Origin of the sequence: Pseudomonas sp. VI4.1, assembly GCF_002029345.1 — a bacterium.
Lineage (GTDB): Bacteria > Pseudomonadota > Gammaproteobacteria > Pseudomonadales > Pseudomonadaceae > Aquipseudomonas.
In genome coordinates this window covers 1-16,098 of the sequence record NZ_MULM01000180.1, presented here as the reverse complement: position 1 = coordinate 16,098, position 16,098 = coordinate 1, and the positions used below count along the sequence as shown (strand labels likewise).

Annotated in this window: 11 protein-coding genes, 2 rRNA genes and 2 pseudogenes; 6 read left to right on the top strand and 9 right to left on the bottom strand. The window is 60.7% G+C overall.

The features are described from left to right. Window positions 1–5: 5 nt before the first annotated feature. A complete protein-coding gene (locus BZ163_RS28375; protein ID WP_128873670.1) occupies window positions 6–1,319 on the bottom strand; it encodes an MFS transporter in 1,314 nt (437 codons plus the stop codon). A 202-nt stretch (window positions 1,320–1,521) separates the two neighbouring features. Between BZ163_RS28375 and BZ163_RS28370 the strand changes: the two genes are divergently transcribed. Together BZ163_RS28370 and BZ163_RS28365 are read left to right on the top strand one after the other, a co-directional pair. Further along, complete coding sequence (locus BZ163_RS28370; protein WP_128873669.1) at window positions 1,522–2,940, top strand: short-chain fatty acid transporter; 1,419 nt, start codon at window positions 1,522–1,524, stop codon at window positions 2,938–2,940. A gap of 109 nt (window positions 2,941–3,049) precedes the next feature. Continuing rightward, the gene (locus tag BZ163_RS28365) at window positions 3,050–4,222 is read left to right on the top strand and encodes a hypothetical protein (RefSeq protein WP_128873668.1); all 1,173 of its coding nucleotides are present in this window, start codon (window positions 3,050–3,052) and stop codon (window positions 4,220–4,222) included. A 111-nt stretch (window positions 4,223–4,333) separates the two neighbouring features. Here the strand turns inward: BZ163_RS28365 and can are convergent, their stop codons facing one another. Further along, entirely contained in the window at window positions 4,334–4,978 is a 645-nt protein-coding gene (gene can / locus BZ163_RS28360) for a carbonate dehydratase (RefSeq protein WP_128873667.1), read from the bottom strand. A 168-nt stretch (window positions 4,979–5,146) separates the two neighbouring features. Here can and BZ163_RS28355 point away from each other — a divergent pair, with 168 nt between their 5' ends. Continuing rightward, entirely contained in the window at window positions 5,147–5,551 is a 405-nt protein-coding gene (locus BZ163_RS28355; RefSeq protein WP_128873666.1) for a serine kinase/phosphatase, read from the top strand. Between the two features lie 112 nt (window positions 5,552–5,663). Here the strand turns inward: BZ163_RS28355 and rimI are convergent, their stop codons facing one another. Together rimI and BZ163_RS28345 are read right to left on the bottom strand one after the other, a co-directional pair. Then, entirely contained in the window at window positions 5,664–6,116 is a 453-nt protein-coding gene (rimI, locus tag BZ163_RS28350) for a ribosomal protein S18-alanine N-acetyltransferase (protein ID WP_128873665.1), read from the bottom strand. Beyond that, window positions 6,109–6,850 (bottom strand): annotated as a pseudogene (locus tag BZ163_RS28345) (energy transducer TonB). The gene rimI and the pseudogene BZ163_RS28345 overlap by 8 nt, the downstream one beginning before the upstream one ends. Before the next feature lie 207 nt (window positions 6,851–7,057). Here BZ163_RS28345 and mksB point away from each other — a divergent pair. The 3 genes from mksB to mksF are packed head-to-tail and all read left to right on the top strand — an operon-like array spanning window position 7,058 to window position 11,878. After that, a complete protein-coding gene (mksB, locus tag BZ163_RS28340) occupies window positions 7,058–8,350 on the top strand; it encodes an Mks condensin complex protein MksB (protein WP_224790917.1) in 1,293 nt (430 codons plus the stop codon). Next, complete coding sequence (gene mksE, locus BZ163_RS28335) at window positions 8,340–9,041, top strand: Mks condensin complex protein MksE (protein WP_128873663.1); 702 nt, start codon at window positions 8,340–8,342, stop codon at window positions 9,039–9,041. Before mksB ends, mksE begins: the two co-directional genes overlap by 11 nt. After that, on the top strand, window positions 9,038–11,878 hold the full coding sequence (gene mksF, locus BZ163_RS28330; RefSeq protein ID WP_128873662.1) for an Mks condensin complex protein MksF: 2,841 nt from the start codon (window positions 9,038–9,040) through the stop codon (window positions 11,876–11,878). Before mksE ends, mksF begins: the two co-directional genes overlap by 4 nt. Window positions 11,879–12,022: 144 nt before the next feature. Here mksF and BZ163_RS28325 read toward each other — a convergent pair. From BZ163_RS28325 to BZ163_RS28305, 5 genes and pseudogenes are all read right to left on the bottom strand, one after another. Next, window positions 12,023–14,325, bottom strand: a pseudogene (locus tag BZ163_RS28325) (MlaD family protein). Next, window positions 14,318–14,941 carry a paraquat-inducible protein A gene (locus BZ163_RS28320; protein ID WP_128873661.1) on the bottom strand — a complete coding sequence of 208 codons (624 nt, stop codon included), beginning with the start codon at window positions 14,939–14,941 and terminating at the stop codon, window positions 14,318–14,320. Before BZ163_RS28320 ends, BZ163_RS28325 begins: the two are co-directional and overlap by 8 nt. Further along, window positions 14,928–15,587, bottom strand: coding sequence for a paraquat-inducible protein A (locus BZ163_RS28315; RefSeq protein ID WP_128873660.1), 660 nt, complete (start codon window positions 15,585–15,587; stop codon window positions 14,928–14,930). The genes BZ163_RS28320 and BZ163_RS28315 overlap by 14 nt, the downstream gene beginning before the upstream one ends. A 148-nt stretch (window positions 15,588–15,735) precedes the next feature. Further along, a 5S ribosomal RNA gene (gene rrf, locus BZ163_RS28310) occupies window positions 15,736–15,851 on the bottom strand. Window positions 15,852–16,008: 157 nt separating this feature from the next. Next, window positions 16,009–16,098, bottom strand: a 23S ribosomal RNA gene (locus tag BZ163_RS28305); the annotation flags it as partial.

Sequence of the window (16,098 nt, the reverse complement as noted above, 5' to 3'; positions counted from 1 at the left end):
TTCGATTACACAACACTCGCGGCCGGGCAACCTCCGGCCCGCGGCATCCGCGCGCCGAAATACGCCGCACTGCTCACACCGACGGCGCCCATCACCGCGCTGAAAATCACACAGATCCACGGGCTCCATGGCATCAGACCGATCAACAGCAGCGGGGTGACACTCGCCCACGCGGCGTAGGCAATGTTGTAAGTGAAGGAGATGCCCGAAACACGGATCCGCGCCGGAAACAGGCTGACCATCACCGACGGCACCGCGCCCACCACCCCGCAACAGAGACCGGCTACCGCGTACGCCAGACCGATCCAGCTGCCCCCGCCGATCAGGCAGGTATAGAGCACGCCGATGCCCAACGGCAGCAGCAGGCTATAGAGCATCACCGTGCGCCAGGCGCCGATGCGGTCGACGAGCAACCCGGCGAGGACACAGCCGATATTCAGGAAAACGATGCCCAGCGCACTCAGGGCGAAGGTATGGCCGGCCGTCATGCCGAAGGTTTTCTGCATCATGGTCGGGGTGATGACCACGAACACCACCACCGCCGAGGTCAGCACGCAGGTGAGGAGCATCGCCGGCAGCATGGCCAGGCGATGTTCACGCAAGACCGTGCGCAGCGGCAGTTCGACCGCGGCATCGCGCTGGGCCTGCATGGCCATGAACACGGGCGTCTCGCTGAGCCAGCGACGCAGCCAGACGCCAATCACCCCAAACACGCCGCCCAGCAGGAACGGATAACGCCAGGCGTAATCGAGGATTTCCGCCGGGGTGAACGCCTGGGCGAGAAAGGTCGCCGTCAGGGCGCCGATCAGGTAGCCAAAGGTCAGGCCGGCCTGGAGGAAGCCGAGGGCATAACCGCGATGGGCCACGGGAGCGTGCTCGGCGACGAACACCCAGGCGCTCGGCACTTCCCCGCCGACTGCAGCGCCCTGCAGGATGCGCAGGGCCAATAGCAGCAGTGGGGCGAAATAGCCGATTTGTGCATAGGTCGGCATGATGCCGATCAGCAGGCACGGCAACGCCATCATCAGGATGCTCAGGCTGAAGACTTTCTTGCGTCCCAGCCGGTCGGCGAAATGCGCCATCAATATCCCGCCCAAGGGCCGCGCCAGATAACCGGTGGCGAATATCCCGAAGCTTTGCAGCAAGCGCAGCCATTCGGGCATTTCCGGCGGAAAGAACAGCTGGCTGAGGGTCAGCGCGAAAAACACGAAAATGATGAAGTCGTAGATTTCCAGCGCGCCACCCAAGGCTGCAAGGCCCAGGGTCTTGTAGTCGGAGCGAGTGAACGGCGCCGGGCGCGAATCGGTGTTGGCAGTCATGAACGGAACTCTGGCACAGGGCAAAAAACCAAGGCGCCCATGGTCTACGCAAATGCGCCAGCGGACAACCCGTTAGACCAAAGTCCAATACTGGTAAAACTTCGTCACAAAAAAAGGTCGATTGAATTACTGTTGGCAGCTGTCCAGACGGGCCTGTGCAGCCCTGATGACCTCAAAAAACATAAAAATCCGAGGTACTCCCGTGACCGCTGATATCGAAGATAGCCGCTCTGCCCGTTTTGCCCTGCGCTGCTCAAGCTTTGCCGAGCGCTGGTTCCCCGACTCCTGGGTGTTTGCCGCGCTGGCGGTGATCATCGTCGCCGTGGCCACCATGGCCATGGGCGCCAAACCCACCGATGCCGCCATGGCCTTCGGTGACGGATTCTGGAGCCTGATCCCGTTCACCATGCAGATGGCCTTCGTGGTGATCGGCGGTTACGTGGTCGCCAGCTCGCCACCGGCGGTGAAATTGATCGACCGCCTGGCACGCATCCCGAAAAACGGCCGTTCCGCCGTGGCCTGGGTCGCGCTGATCTCCATGGTCGCGTCGTTGCTGAACTGGGGCCTGTCGCTGGTGTTCGGCGGCTTGCTGGTGCGCGCCCTCGCCCGCCGTACCGATCTGAAAATGGATTACCGCGCCGCCGGTGCCGCCGCCTACTTGGGCCTGGGCGCGGTGTGGGCCCTGGGCCTGTCGTCCTCCGCGGCGCAATTGCAGGCCAACCCGGGCAGTCTGCCGCCGTCGATTCTGTCGATCACCGGGGTGATTCCGTTCACCCAGACCATCTTTCTCTGGCAGTCCGGCGTGATGTTGCTGGCGTTGATCGTGATCTCGCTGATCATTGCCTATGCCACCGCACCTGGCCCGAATTCCGCCCGTGATGCCCAAGCCTGCGGTATCGACCCAAGCTTCAACCTGCCGCCGCTGCAACCGCGCACCCGCCCCGGCGAATGGCTGGAGCACAGCCCGCTGCTGACGATTTTGCTGGTGCTGCTGGCGGCCGGATGGCTGTTCCACGAGTTCTCGACCAAACCGGCGATCAGTGCGATTTCCGGGCTGAACACCTATAACTTCCTGTTCATCATGCTCGGCGCCCTGCTGCACTGGCGCCCGCGCAGCTTCCTCGATGCCGTGGCCCGCGCGGTGCCGACCACCACCGGCGTCCTGATCCAGTTCCCGCTGTATGGCTCGATCGCCGCGCTGATGACCACCGTCAAAGGGACGGACGCCCAGACCCTGGCCCACCACATCTCGACCTTTTTCGTCAGCATCGCGTCCCACGACACCTACGCGCTGTTGATGGGGGTGTACTCGGCGATCCTCGGTTTCTTCATCCCGTCCGGCGGCGGCAAGTGGATCATCGAAGCGCCCTATGTGATGCAAGTGGCCAACGACCTGAACTACCACCTGGGCTGGGCCGTGCAGATCTACAATGCCGCCGAGGCGCTGCCCAACCTGATCAACCCGTTCTACATGCTGCCACTGCTGGGCGTGCTGGGGTTGAAGGCAAGGGACCTGATCGGATTCTCGTTCGTGCAACTGCTGGTGCACACGCCGCTGGTGCTGTTGCTGCTGTGGGCGTTGGGGACGACGCTGACGTATACGCCGCCAGTGATGCCTTGACGCAAAAAAGGGCCGATATTTCCATCGGCCCACTTCTTGTCCAGCCCAGCCTGTTTCAGTATGTAGAGCGCCCGAAACCAAGGGCCCACACGCTGAAAAGGATCTGAGCATGTTCAAACTCGCAGGACTCACCCTCGCTACTCTTACCCTGAGCGCCGCCGCCCATGCCGATGTCGACCTGAAGCTGGGCAGTACCGAACGCGTCACCCGCCTGTTCGCCTACCCCAACAACTGCAACGTCATCTGTTTTCGCAACTGGACGCTGGAGCAAACCGTCGAGCATTACCTGAGCCAAAGCCTGCAGCGCGATGGCTACAGCGCGGCGACAGTGCGGGTCAAGACCGATAACGATCAGCTTTACGCCGACATCAGCGGCGTTCCCGACGGTTACGAGAAACCCTTGGCCGCGCTGCTCGACGCTGGCGACCTGGCCTACACCGGTGCCAGCAAATTGAATGCCGATGGCAAATGGGCCTTCAGCTGGAATCTGTTCCTGCCATTGGGCATGGCCCTGGAAAATCGCAAAAGCGTCGAATTGCTGCACTTCCCGCCGGACTATTCGCTGACCCAGGCTCAGGATTACCTCCGGTCCGCCACCACTGATCGCTGGGCCACGCTGCTCACCGACAACGGCATCCCCGCCGAACAGACGCCGGGCTACCAGACCATCATCGACATCGCGCCGATTGCCGCGCCGTCCAGCGCCGGCAAGGACCTGGAAGGCGTCTACGACTACTTCAAGGACTACCAGACCACCATGGTCAAAAACGTCAGCCAGAACGCCAGTGGCGCGACATTGCCCATGGTCGCCTTTGGTGCGCCGGTGCGTAACTGGATCAAGCAGCAATATGGCCCGACCGTGAATGTTCTGGGGCTGGCAACCATCAGCCCCAGCGAAGGGGTCAAGGTGCCGGTGCTGGGTTCCAACCACCCGAGTTATATCTGGTACGCCGCCAATCCGGACAGCTACAGCGGCGACAACGCCCAGGCCCAGGCTGACACCGCGGGGCTGAAAATCATGAGCCAGGATTTGAGCGCTGCCTGCTGGCAGGCCGGGATGGGCAGCCAACCGGGGAGCGATCCGAACGTTCAGCTCAAAAGCTGCACCCAGACCTGGCAAGTGACCCGCAAGGAAAAAACCTGCGAGCTGTTCTACACCTCGATCCGCAACCTGAAGCCTGAACAGGCCGTAGCCAAATGCGCGACGCCTCCGATCAAGTCCCAGCTCACACAGCTCAAGGTTCCCGCGCCGGTGGGTGCGAACTCTGCGCCGAATCTGTAACGATGAGCGGCTTTCCCGCGTAAGCCATGGCTGACGCGGAAAAGCGCGCTTTTTCCTCTGTCGGTCGACAAGCTGCAGCAGCAGTTTGCCTGCCGCTGCAGCTGAAGGCCCTTACAACACCTCGACCGGACGCAGGCGGTACTGCGGCGGCAACTGCTCGAAACCGCTGATGGTGGCGTTCAGGCTTTTCCAGCGACCATCCTTGATGCCATAGATGCAGCCGTGGATCGACAGTTTCTGCCCGCGGTGCCAGGCGTTTTGCACAATGCTGGTATGCCCGACGTTCGCCACTTGCTGGATCACGTTGAGTTCGCAGAGACGATCGACCCGCTCCTCTTCGGTGGGCAATTTGGCAAGCTCTTCGCGTTTTTCATAGTACAGATCGCGAATGGAACGCAGCCAGCCGTCGATCAGGCCCAACTGGCGATCCTGCATCGAGGCGCGCACCCCGCCACAGCCGTAGTGGCCGGTGACGAGGATGTGTTTGACCTTGAGCACGTCGACCGCGTACTGGATCACCGACAGGCAATTGAGGTCAGTGTGCAACACCACATTGGCCACGTTGCGGTGGACGAACAGATCGCCCGGCAGCATGCCGACGATTTCGTTGGCCGGCACCCGTGCATCGGAGCAGCCGATCCATAGGTATTCCGGGGTCTGTTGGCGAGCCAGCTTGGAGAAGAAGTCCGGATCTTCCTGCTTGATCGCTTCGGCCCAGCGTTCGTTGTTATCAATCAGATCTTGTAATTCGTTCATGCAATGAAGCCTCGTGAATGATGCGCTGATTTGACAGACAACCGCCCGTCGGGGTCACGCGCGAGATGCAGATTGCAGATGATGCATATTACCGGTGTTCCAGGCTGGCGGAATTCTGAGCAGCCCAGTGGGTCCACCGTAGTAAGGCCCACAGTATGAGGAATTACCATGACTGATACACGACGTCCGTACGAGGCGGCGCAACCCGAGCCCATTGACGACACCGAAGACCGCATGGGTTCGATGCGTGAGCTGGATTTCGATGAGGAAGAACCGAGCGCCAAAATCGGCGACGAGCTGCCGGAGGCGGAGCGCGCGCGACTGATGCCCCGGGAACGCGTGCAGGAAGCTGGTATGACCGGCGCCTCGACCGATGACCATGAATCCACCGACGACGACATGAGCCCGGAAACATTGATCCGTGAAGACGGTGCGCGGGATGCTCAAGAGGCCGGTGAAGGTGACCAGGCGGATTGGGATTTGAGCATTGTCGATGAAGACGACATTGGTGGCGGCAACGGGCTGGATGAAGAGGAGATGGCGCGGCGGGATCCGATGGATGGTAAACGTTGATTTTCTTCGTCTGTTAAGACGCATTCGCGGGCAAGCCTCGCTCCCACAGGATTGGTGTCGGACACAACATGTGAGACCGACGCCCCCCCTGTAGGAGCGAAGCTTTCAGGATTCAATCCACCAAGGTGCAGGCCATGACCACCGCATCTTCGCGCCCACCCACCGCCGGGTAGTAATCCCGCCGACGGCCGATCTCGTTAAACCCATACCGCTCATACAACCGAAACGCGGACCGGTTGCTGTCGCGCACTTCCAGGAAACATTCGCGCGCCTCGGCCGTGTAGGCAATCGACATCAGATGCTCCAGCAGCGTCAAGCCCAGGCCACGGCCCTGATTCTCCGGTTTGACGGTGATGTTCAGCAGATGCGCTTCATCGAGAATGATCTGCACCACACCATGACCTACCTGCTGCTGCCCTTCGAACATCAGCCAGATCTGGTACTTGCCCAGGCCATCGAGAAAAATCCCGCGGGTCCAGGGATGGCTATAGGCCGCATATTCGATTTTCAGTACGGCGTCCAGGTCCGCCTCGGTCATCGGGCGGAACGATACAGCATCACTCATTGGGTTCTTTCCAGCGCGCCATCAGCCGACGCATGGCTTGCCAGACATCAGCCTTACGCTGTGGCTCTTCCATTAATAATTCCAGGCCCGGCAGGGCCCAGACCGAGCCCAGGCCTTCGACCTGGAGTTCACGGTTGAATGCCTCGGCATTCGCTTCACCGGCAAAACGTAACGCTGGCAGGCCAATCAGCCACAGGCAGACGCACGGGGCGTCTTCCAGGCGGGCCGAAAGAAATCCTTGCACGAAATCGCGGGCGGCTTCCGGGCCCTGATCCATTGTGCCCCGGGCCAGCAACGGCCAGCGCACCGGCTCGCCGACGATTTGCGGGCTGTCCGGCAGACCGGCGGCGCGCAGCATGTCCTTGAGCAGCAGATAGGCAGGGTCGCGTGCCTGGAATGTTTCGCCTGTGGGTAACTCCACCAGCAACAGGCAGCGACCGGCTCGCAGCAATTGCAGGGCGAAACGGGGCGGCGGTACGACCGCCACCCTGCTCGGCGACCGGGGCGGCGGTTTCTTCGACCTTGGCGTTCGTGCGCGTGCTGGCCAACGATGGCCGGGGCACTTCGATCTTTACCCGTTCGGCAGGTTTGACCCGCGGCTCCACGGGCGGCTCAGCCACAGGAGCCGGTGCAACCGGGGCGACAACCACGGGCTCGGGCGTTTCCAGGAGCTCGGGCCGCGACGGCGCAGCAAAGGGCAATTCGGTGCGCGGCAGCCAGTTGACCACCTGCATGGCGGCCAAATAAGCGCGGCGACGGGACTCGATAAGCAAAGGTCGGCCACTTGTGGATAACTGAAAGTGCAGGGATTCTACCGCCCTTCGCTCAAGATCGCCCGCGCTTGATAGACAGAAAAACGACAGTCCATCCCGAGAGTGATTTGCATTGGCCCCGATGCAGTACAATCGCGGCTTTCAATCGTCAGACAGCCGGCCATCCCGATGATCGAACCCAAGCGCGTCTTGCGCGCCCTCGCTGAACACTGGGCCCTTCTGGAGCCACTGTGCGAGCACTTCGACCAAGGCACCCTGAGCCTCAGCGAATTGCGTTCACAGTTGGCCGCCCAGCAACTGGACAGTACACCGCAGGACATCACCAGCCTGCTGGACGTGTGGATTCGCCTCGACATTCTGGTTCCGGTGGCGAAAAGCCCGAACCGTTTCGAGCTCAACGCGCAGATTCACGATTTCCTCGCTTACCTGCGCCGTGAACACCGCTTGGGCCTGTGCCTGGAGATCGAAGCCTATCTGCGCCATCTCGAGCGTCTGGCCGGCTACATCCAGGACGCCTTCGACATCCGCGACGGCAACGACCTCGCGCGCCAGCTGCGCCTGCTCGACATGCGCGTGCGGGACGTATTGAAGAAGCTCGCTAACGATGAACAGGCGCTGGTGGCCGTCGCCGAACGCGCCAAGACCAGCGACCGGCAGATTCCGCTGCGCCAGCGTTACGCTGAAGTGCTGGCGACCTGGGATGAATATGTGGAGCCGATGATCCAGTTGGTGAACGCCGACGGCGCCTTCGAGCAAGGCGTGCGCAAGGTCGAAAACGTGCTGCTGAAGATGCTCACCGATCAGCAGCGTCTTGGCCACCTGGTCGATGACGACATGCTGTTGCGCACCCACGCGCGCATCCTCGAAATGCAGACCAGCGCCCAGCTGACCCTGCGCCATGCCCGAGAACTGCTGCTGCCGTTGCGTGAAGAAGCCCGCCGGCACAATGCCGTGACCCGTGGCGCGGCGCTGGCCCTGGCGGCCATCCGGCGCAAAGGCATCGACGCAGTGCCGCAAGCGGCGATGCCGATGTTCACCCGCCCGCAAAGCACCTTTCTCGGCAGCGCCAGTCAGGTTGAAGCCTACGTCTACGCCCTGGCCCGTTTCGAGCCGAAGCCGGCGCGCTTCCCCAAGGCCCACAACACCCAGAAAGGCGAAGTGCCGCGCGCGCCGCGCACGGTTCGGGAGATGCTCGAACGCTGCGAAGACGCCCTGCCGCTGCCGGACCTGATGACCTGGTTGCTGGAACAGGAACCGGACGGCGCCACCGACGAATTGCTCTACTGGTTCTCGCGCCTGTCGCGGGAAAAACGCTTTAAACGTGAGCGTCTGGAACGTCGCGATTACCACACTCACGAGCATCAGGTCAGCCTGCGCTCCTTCGCCCTGCTCTCGGCCCGCGACAGCGCCGCCGAGGATTCTGCGAGCACCCTCTATGCAAGTACCTCCCATGCACCTTGATCTATCCGAACTGTCTCAGCTGGCACCGATCTTTCGCGAGCTGTTCAAGGGCTACCACGTCAGCCGCCGTGATCCTGAGCTGTACGCGCAGCTGTCGAACTTCCAGGATCAGTACCGCACGCTGTTCAAGGCCTTGGGTTTTGAACTGGTCTGCGACACCCGTGGCTTCTATTATTTCGTGCCGGACCTCGCCGCAGCGGCGGTGAACAAGACCGCGCAACGCCTGGCGCTGTTTACCTTCATCCTGGTCGAACACCTGGCGGACCAGGGCCGAGACCCGGTCGCCGTGCTCGACGGTGGCAGCCTTGGTCGCGATGAACTGCCGTCGCTGCTGGAAAAATACCGCGACCTGTTCATCCAGGCCGAAGTGCAGACTGTCGAAGAGCTCGAAGAAAAAATCATGCGTCGCATGACCCAGCTCGGTTTCGCCGGCGAAGAAAACGGCGTCTACCGGTTCCTGCCGCCGATGCATCGCTTCCTCGACGTCTGCCTGTCGGTGCAGCAAGACCGTGATCTGGCGGCCAGCCTGCACAGCGTGCTGCCATTGCCGGCACCGGTACTGATCGATGACGACAGCGATGAACAGCTGCTGGAAACCGATGACCCGCTGGACCTCGCTGACTTCGAGGAAGAACACGAAGAAGACGCCCTGGCCCGCGCTATTGCCGAAGAACAGGAGACCGACGCATGAGCAAGGAACGCTACGGCATTCGCCGTTTTGCCCTTTTGAATACCGCCGGTTACAGCCTCGGCCTGTTCCCTCTGGAAGAGCCGCTGTCGGTTTACGGCGCGAACAACCTCGGTAAATCCGCCTCGATCAACGCGTTGCAGTTCCCGATTCTGGCCCGCATGTCGGACATGAGTTTCGGCAAGTACAGCCTGGAACAATCGCGGCGCTTCTACTTTGCCTCGGACACCAGCTACATTCTGGTCGAAGTCTCGTTGCCCCACGGCCCGCATGTGATCGGTGTCGTCGGTCGCGGCCCGGGGGGCGGCTTCGGTCACCAGTTCTTTGCCTACGCCGGCAAGCTGGACCTGGCCCATTACCAGAAAAACGACACCTGCCTGCGCCAGAAAGAGCTGTTCACCAACCTCGAGCGCGAAGGGCTGAAAGCTTACGAACTCAAACCCGACGAACTGCGTCGCTTGCTGGTCGGCGGTCACACCTCGATCCCCCTGGACCTGACGTTGATCCCGCTGCGCTCCACCAGCGAGCAAAGCCTGAAGACCTTCCGCGCCCTGTTCATCAACCTGCTGCACATGCGCGAAATCACCGCGGCCAAGCTCAAGCAGCTGTTCCTCGATGCCTTCGAACACAGCCTGCGTTCCGGCAGCGTCGATTACATTGCCGCCTGCGAAGAGGCCTTCCGCGATGTACGCCGCATGGAGCAGGACTACAACTCGCTGGTCGCGGCCGGCCCATTGGTCGAGGCCTTGGCCAACGGCGTGAAACAACGGGACATCCTGCGCGGCAAACTGCACCGGATCTCGCCATTGCTCGATTCCCTGCTCGGCACCTGGTCGGACTACGCCGGTGCGCGCAAGGAAGAGCTGACGATCCAGGCCGAGCACTACCGCAACGAGCAGGATGCCCTGCAAAACAATCAGCGCGGCGGCACTCAGGAACTGATGCGCCTGGAGCGGGAAATCGCCGGCATCCAGCGCTGGCTCGGCGAATTGTCGGTGCTCAAGCATCGCTTCGCCCTGGTCGATGACGTCAAAGTCCTGGAGCAGCAACTGCTCGCGGCCAAGGACGCGCACGATGAACTCGCCGGCGCACTGGCGCAGTCGCGACAGTTCAGTGCCGAAGACCTCGACGAGCGTCTGCGGGATCTGGAAAAACGCCTGAAGTCGGTCAGGCAGCAACTCGATCACGCCGACAACAACAGCTACGCCCGACTGCGCGAAGAGTTCTCGCAACAGGACGTCGAACGCCTGATGCGCCTGTTCAACAGCGCCTTGTTCAGCCTGCCGCTGGGCGAGCATGGCATCACGCTGGATGAGGACGGTGCCTGGGTCAAATCCCTGGAGCTGATCCTCGACGGCTTCAAGGGCGAGCGCTTCGAAGTACCGGGCCTGTCCATCGATCTGTCGTCTATCGAACCTCCCGCCCTGCAGGCCCTGGCTGACCGCGCCGCGTTGCGCGATCAGAAAGAGCGTCTGGAAAAAGAACTCAAGCAGCTTAAAACCCAGGCTGCGGTGGCCACCGACCGTGCTGCGAGCAAGACCCAGACCGAAACCCTGTACCGCCAAGTGCTGGATGCACAGAAAGCCCTGGAAGATTTCCGTCGCGCGCAAACCTTGAGCGCCGAAGAAGGCGACAAGCTGGAACAACTCGCGCAGATGGAAGCGGCGCAGGACGAGTTGAAGCGTTCCAGCGATGCCTTCACCGAGCGCGTCCAGCAACTGTCGGCCAAGCTGCAATTGGTTGGCCGGCAGATTGGCGACATGGAAGCCAAACAACGCACCCTAGACGACGCCCTGCGCCGCCGTCAGCTGTTACCGGCCGACCTGCCGTTCGGCACACCGTTCATGGACCCGGTCGACGATTCCATGGATAACCTGCTGCCGCTGCTCAACGACTATCAGGACAGCTGGCAGGGCCTGCTGCGCAGCGATGGTCAGATCGAGGCGCTCTACGCCCAGGTTCGCCTCAAGGGCGTGGCCAAGTTCGACAGCGAAGACGACATGGAACGTCGCCTGCGATTGCTGATCAATGCCTACGCGCACCGCACCGATGAAGCCCTGACGCTCGGCAAGGCTCGCCGTGCGGCCGTGACCGACATCGCCCGGACCCTGCGCAATATCCGCAGCGACTACGACAGCCTCGAACACCAATTGGCGCTGTTCAACCGCGAGATCAACAAGCGTCAGGTGTCCAACCTGCAGAGTTTCCGCATCGTGCTCGCGCCGAACAAGGAAGCGCTCAAGCACATCGACCAGATCATCCACAGCGCCGGCCAGTATGAAGAGGGCGAAACCCTTTCCGTGTTCGACCTGAACCAGAGTGCCGATCAGGACAACAAGAACGAAGAAGCCAAGGAATACCTGGCACGGCTGGTGGCCGCAAATCACAACCAGCTCGGCCTCAAGGACCTGTTCGAACTGGCCTTCGAGATCACCAAGGTCAACGGATCGCCGGTGATTCACACCGACATCGATGGTGCGGCGTCCAACGGCACCACGATGACGATCAAGGCGCTGACCAACATGTACTTGTTGCTGCACTTGATGGACCGCGACCAGGCCGGTCGCGTGCGCCTGCCGTACTACCTCGACGAGGCGGCGGACATCGATGAGAAAAACCAGGCGGCGCTGCTGGAAACCAGTCTGCAACTGGGCTTCGTGCCGATTCTGGCCAGTGTGAAGCCGCAAGTCTGCGCCAGTGTTGCCATTGACCTGGAAGGTGGCAGTGGGCCGAACGGGATCTATATCGACGAGGCGGACTGGAAGTACATTCGTCGGCATGATGAGGTGAAGCCAGCGGTCAATGTCGAAGCCGATGAACCGGAGTTGGATGCGGTCTGATCTGCATTAGATGTTTGGCAATAAAAAAGGCCGCGATCCAATGGATCGCGGCCTTTTTTTTTGATGGCCGGCAAGCGCACCTGCAGGAGCCAGGCTTGCCGGCGAAAGCGATCTTGAATACGCCTTCGCCGGCAAGCCTGGCTCCTACCTGCCGATCGCGATCTTCGGCGCCCAGGTCAGCCATTCCTCTTCAAAATTGTCAAACAACGGGAACGTCTGCTCAGGTCGCGCCGGATTACCCATGCGCTCCCCATCCGGCGTGGCAAAGGCGATACCGCCCTGAATCAGCGTCTCCAGCGATTCGGTGCGCATTGTCGCGCCTTTGAACAAGCCGTAGTCGAAACCAAAGCCACTGGAGTTCCAGAAACGCGTACCGCTGCGCACCAAGGGTGCATATTTCGGTTCGATCAAAATGCGCACCAACACCCGGTCAGCGGTCTGGCCCAGCTCGTACCCTGTGACCTTGCCCACGGTGATTTCACGGTAAGTCACCGGCACCCCGGTTTTCAACGAACCACGGCGGGCAGCACTCAAGACCAGGCTCAGGCCGGCTTCCTGGCGGGCGGTTTCCGGCGGATTCGCCAGGGCCACGAAGTTCTTTTGCGGCCCCAGGTTTTTCGCCGCCGGCTGCACTTCGATGTACTGCCCGGTGACCAGGGTTTCGAGATTGGACGTCTTGATCAGGCCCAGTTCAGGCTTGACCACCCAGAACTGACTGCCTGCCCGGGCAATACGCTCCGGCACTTCAGTAATGCGCGCCGTCAGCAGCACCGATTGCAGGTCATCGCTGAGGTCGACGTCTTCAATCTTGCCGACATCCAGACCTTTGAAACGAATCGGCGTGCCGCTGCGCAAGCCATCGGCGCGCTCCACCTTGATCGTGACCACAGTGCCTTTTTCATTGGCGTCTTCGCGGTTGGCGTGCAGACGGAACCGCGGAATCCGCTTCTGCAATGGCGCTGTTGCCAGCGGCGTTTCGAAGGCGATGCCGCCAGCCATCAGGCTCTGCAGCGATTCACTTTTGACCTGGATTCCACCGGTCAGCCCACCCGTGAGCGTAATGCCGCTGGCATTCCAGAACCGGGTCGACGCGTTGACCAGGCCTTCATATTCCTTCTCGATGTGTACGCCGATCACTAACTGTTTTTTGGTCCGCGAGAACTGATAGCTCTGGACCGAACCGACCTTGACCTGTTTGTAGAGGATCGGGCTACCGACATCCAGCGAACCCAGGTTATCGGTGAACAGCACCAGGTGCAGCCCCGGCGAACGCAAGTCGAGCGGCGGCGCCTTGGGCCGTGCCACGAACTCGCGTTGCGGTGCGGCGCCCTTGTCGCCGGGGCGTACGGCGATGTAGTTACCTTTGACCAAGGCTTCCAGCCCGGTAATACCGGCGAGGGAGATCGACGGCTTGACCACCCAGAACTGAGTGCCGTCAACCAGGTAATCCTCGGCCAGGGGATCGAGGGTCAACTCGGCACTGGCGGCGGTCAGATCCGGATCGATCTTCAGCGCTTTAAGCGTGCCGACCTGAATGCCTTTGTACATCACGGGCGTGCGCCGGCCTGCAGGCCTTCGAAGTCACTGAGTTTGACCTTGACCCGAATTCCGGCGGCGGCGGCATCGAAGTCTTCGTAGAGGCGGAACGGCAAGCTTGGATCGGTGGCCGGGCTGTCCTTGCGATTCTCCGGCGTGGCGAACGCGATACCGCCGGCGACGATGCTGGCAAGGGACTCGCTGCGCACTTTCACGCCCGACAGGTTGGCGTCGATGCTGATGCCGCTGGCATTCCAGAAGCGCGTGTGTTTGCGCACCAGCTTGGCGTAGGTGGGTTCGATAAAGACTTTGAGTTCAACGGTGCCTTGATCCTCGGACAGCAGGTAGCTTTTGATCTGCCCGACCCTGATCTGCTTGTAGAACACCGGGCTGCCGCGGTTCAGCGAGCCGAGACGATCAGCCTTGATGGTCAGGTGCAAACCGGGCTGCGCGTCGGACAGCGGCGGTTCTTCGGCCAGCGCCTTGAACTTGCGGGTCGGTTCGCCTTCACCCGGGCTGATCGCGACGTAGTTACCCGACACCAGGGTTTCCAGGCCGGTGATACCCGCCAGGGTCACGCTTGGCTTGACCAGCCAGAAGCGCGTGCTGGTCCTGAGGTATTGCTCGACGTCCTTGTTCATCTCGACGGTGGCGATGACGCCCTTGGAGGCGCCTTCGTCGTCGAGCTTGAGGGTTTTTACCTTACCCACGGACATGCCTTTGTAGACGACCTCGGTCTTGTTGGCCTGGATGCCTTCACCACTTTCGAAACGCACCAGAATCTCGATGCCGGTCTCGTTGTAGGCACGCCAGCCAAGCCAGCCGCCGATGATCAAGGCAATCAGGGGCAACACCCAGATAGCGGACCAGTTCGAGGCCGGTCGGGTTTTCGCTGTAGGCAAATCAGTCATGGTCGTCATCCGACTCCGTGTTATCCCAAATCAGTCGGGGATCGAAAGTAACGGCGGCAAGCATCGTCAGAATCACCACACTGGCGAAAGCGATGGCGCCAAGATTGGCTTCGATGCTGGCAAGCCGTCCGAAATTCACAACCGCCACCAGGATGGCGATCACAAAGATGTCCAGCATCGACCAGCGGCCGATGAACTCGATAAAGCGGTACATCCAGATCCGTTGACGAGCCGAGAGCGGCTGACGGCGCTGCACCGAAAACAGCAGCAGCGCGATGCCCACCAACTTGAACGTCGGTACCAGAATGCTGGCGATAAACACCACCGCCGCAATTGGAATCATCCCGTGCTGAACCAGTTGGATCACACCGGACATGATGGTGCTGGGGTCACCCTTGCCCAGGGAGTTGACGGTCATGATCGGGAGTACGTTGGCCGGGATGTAGAGCATCGCCGCGGTGATCAGCAGCGCCCAGGTGCGCACCACACTGTTCGGGCGGCGGGCGTGAACCAGCGCACCACAACGGGTGCAGGATTGCTCGTCGGTGTCAGCTTCCTGCTTGTTCAACTCATGGCATTCGGCGCAAATCAGAATGCCCGCATCAATCGCCCGCATGGGCATCCTCTCCTGATAAAGCCTGCCAGATCTGATGGGGCGACATCACCACCTCCAACGCGACCTGGACCAACAACAAACCGATAAAGCACGCCAGGCCCAGGCCGACGGTAACGGCTGCCATATCTGCCAGTTTTACGATCGCCACCAGTACGCCCATGAGGTAGACCTCAAGCATTCCCCAATCGCGTAGATGGTGATAAATGCGGTAGATCAACAAGCCGTAGCTGCGTCCGACATCAAAACGAATACTGAGCAATACGGCCAGTTGGCAGAGCAGCTTGAGCAAAGGGATGCCCATGCTGCACAGGAACACAATCAGCGAAACACTCTGCATGCCAGAATCAAAAAGACCGACAACGCCACTCCAGACCGTATCGTTCGACGATTGTCCGAGTAGATTGAGCTGCATGATGGGTAAAAAGTTCGCCGGGACAAACAACAACAGCGCGGCGATGACCAAAGCCAGACTGCGCTGCACAACGTTGTGCCGATGGGCGTAGAGCTCGTAACCACAGCGAGAGCACAGGGCTTTCTCGCCATGGGCGAGTTCGGGCTTGCGCATCAGCAAGTCGCACTCGTGACAGGCCACCAAGTCGTCCAGCGGTAATTCTGACAGCCCGGGAGCGTCAACCGAATCTGGCATAAAGGCTCTGGCCTCCGAAAAAGTTGGACCTATTCTAGTGTTCTGAAACGAAAATAACTGTGCAAATTTGTATTGGCCGAAACGCGCTTTATTCCAGGCAAAAACAAAACCCCTACCTGCATGCGCAGATAGGGGTTTCGGAATTTAATCTTGACGATGACCTACTCTCACATGGGGAAACCCCACACTACCATCGGCGATGCATCGTTTCACTGCTGAGTTCGGGATGGGATCAGGTGGTTCCAATGCTCTATGGTCGTCAAGAAATTCGGGTACTGAGTCGTAGCCAGTCGGCTTCGCTTCAGCAAATCGGGTATGTGATAGCTTTCGGTGTTTAGTGAGATTCGAACTTTCGGTTCATTTCGTCTTCACACACCGCAATCTGGTGCCTCTTCAGGCTCACAAATTGCTTGGGTGTTATATGGTCAAGCCTCACGGGCAATTAGTATTGGTTAGCTCAACGCCTCACAGCGCTTACACACCCAACCTATCAACGTCGTAGTCTTCGACG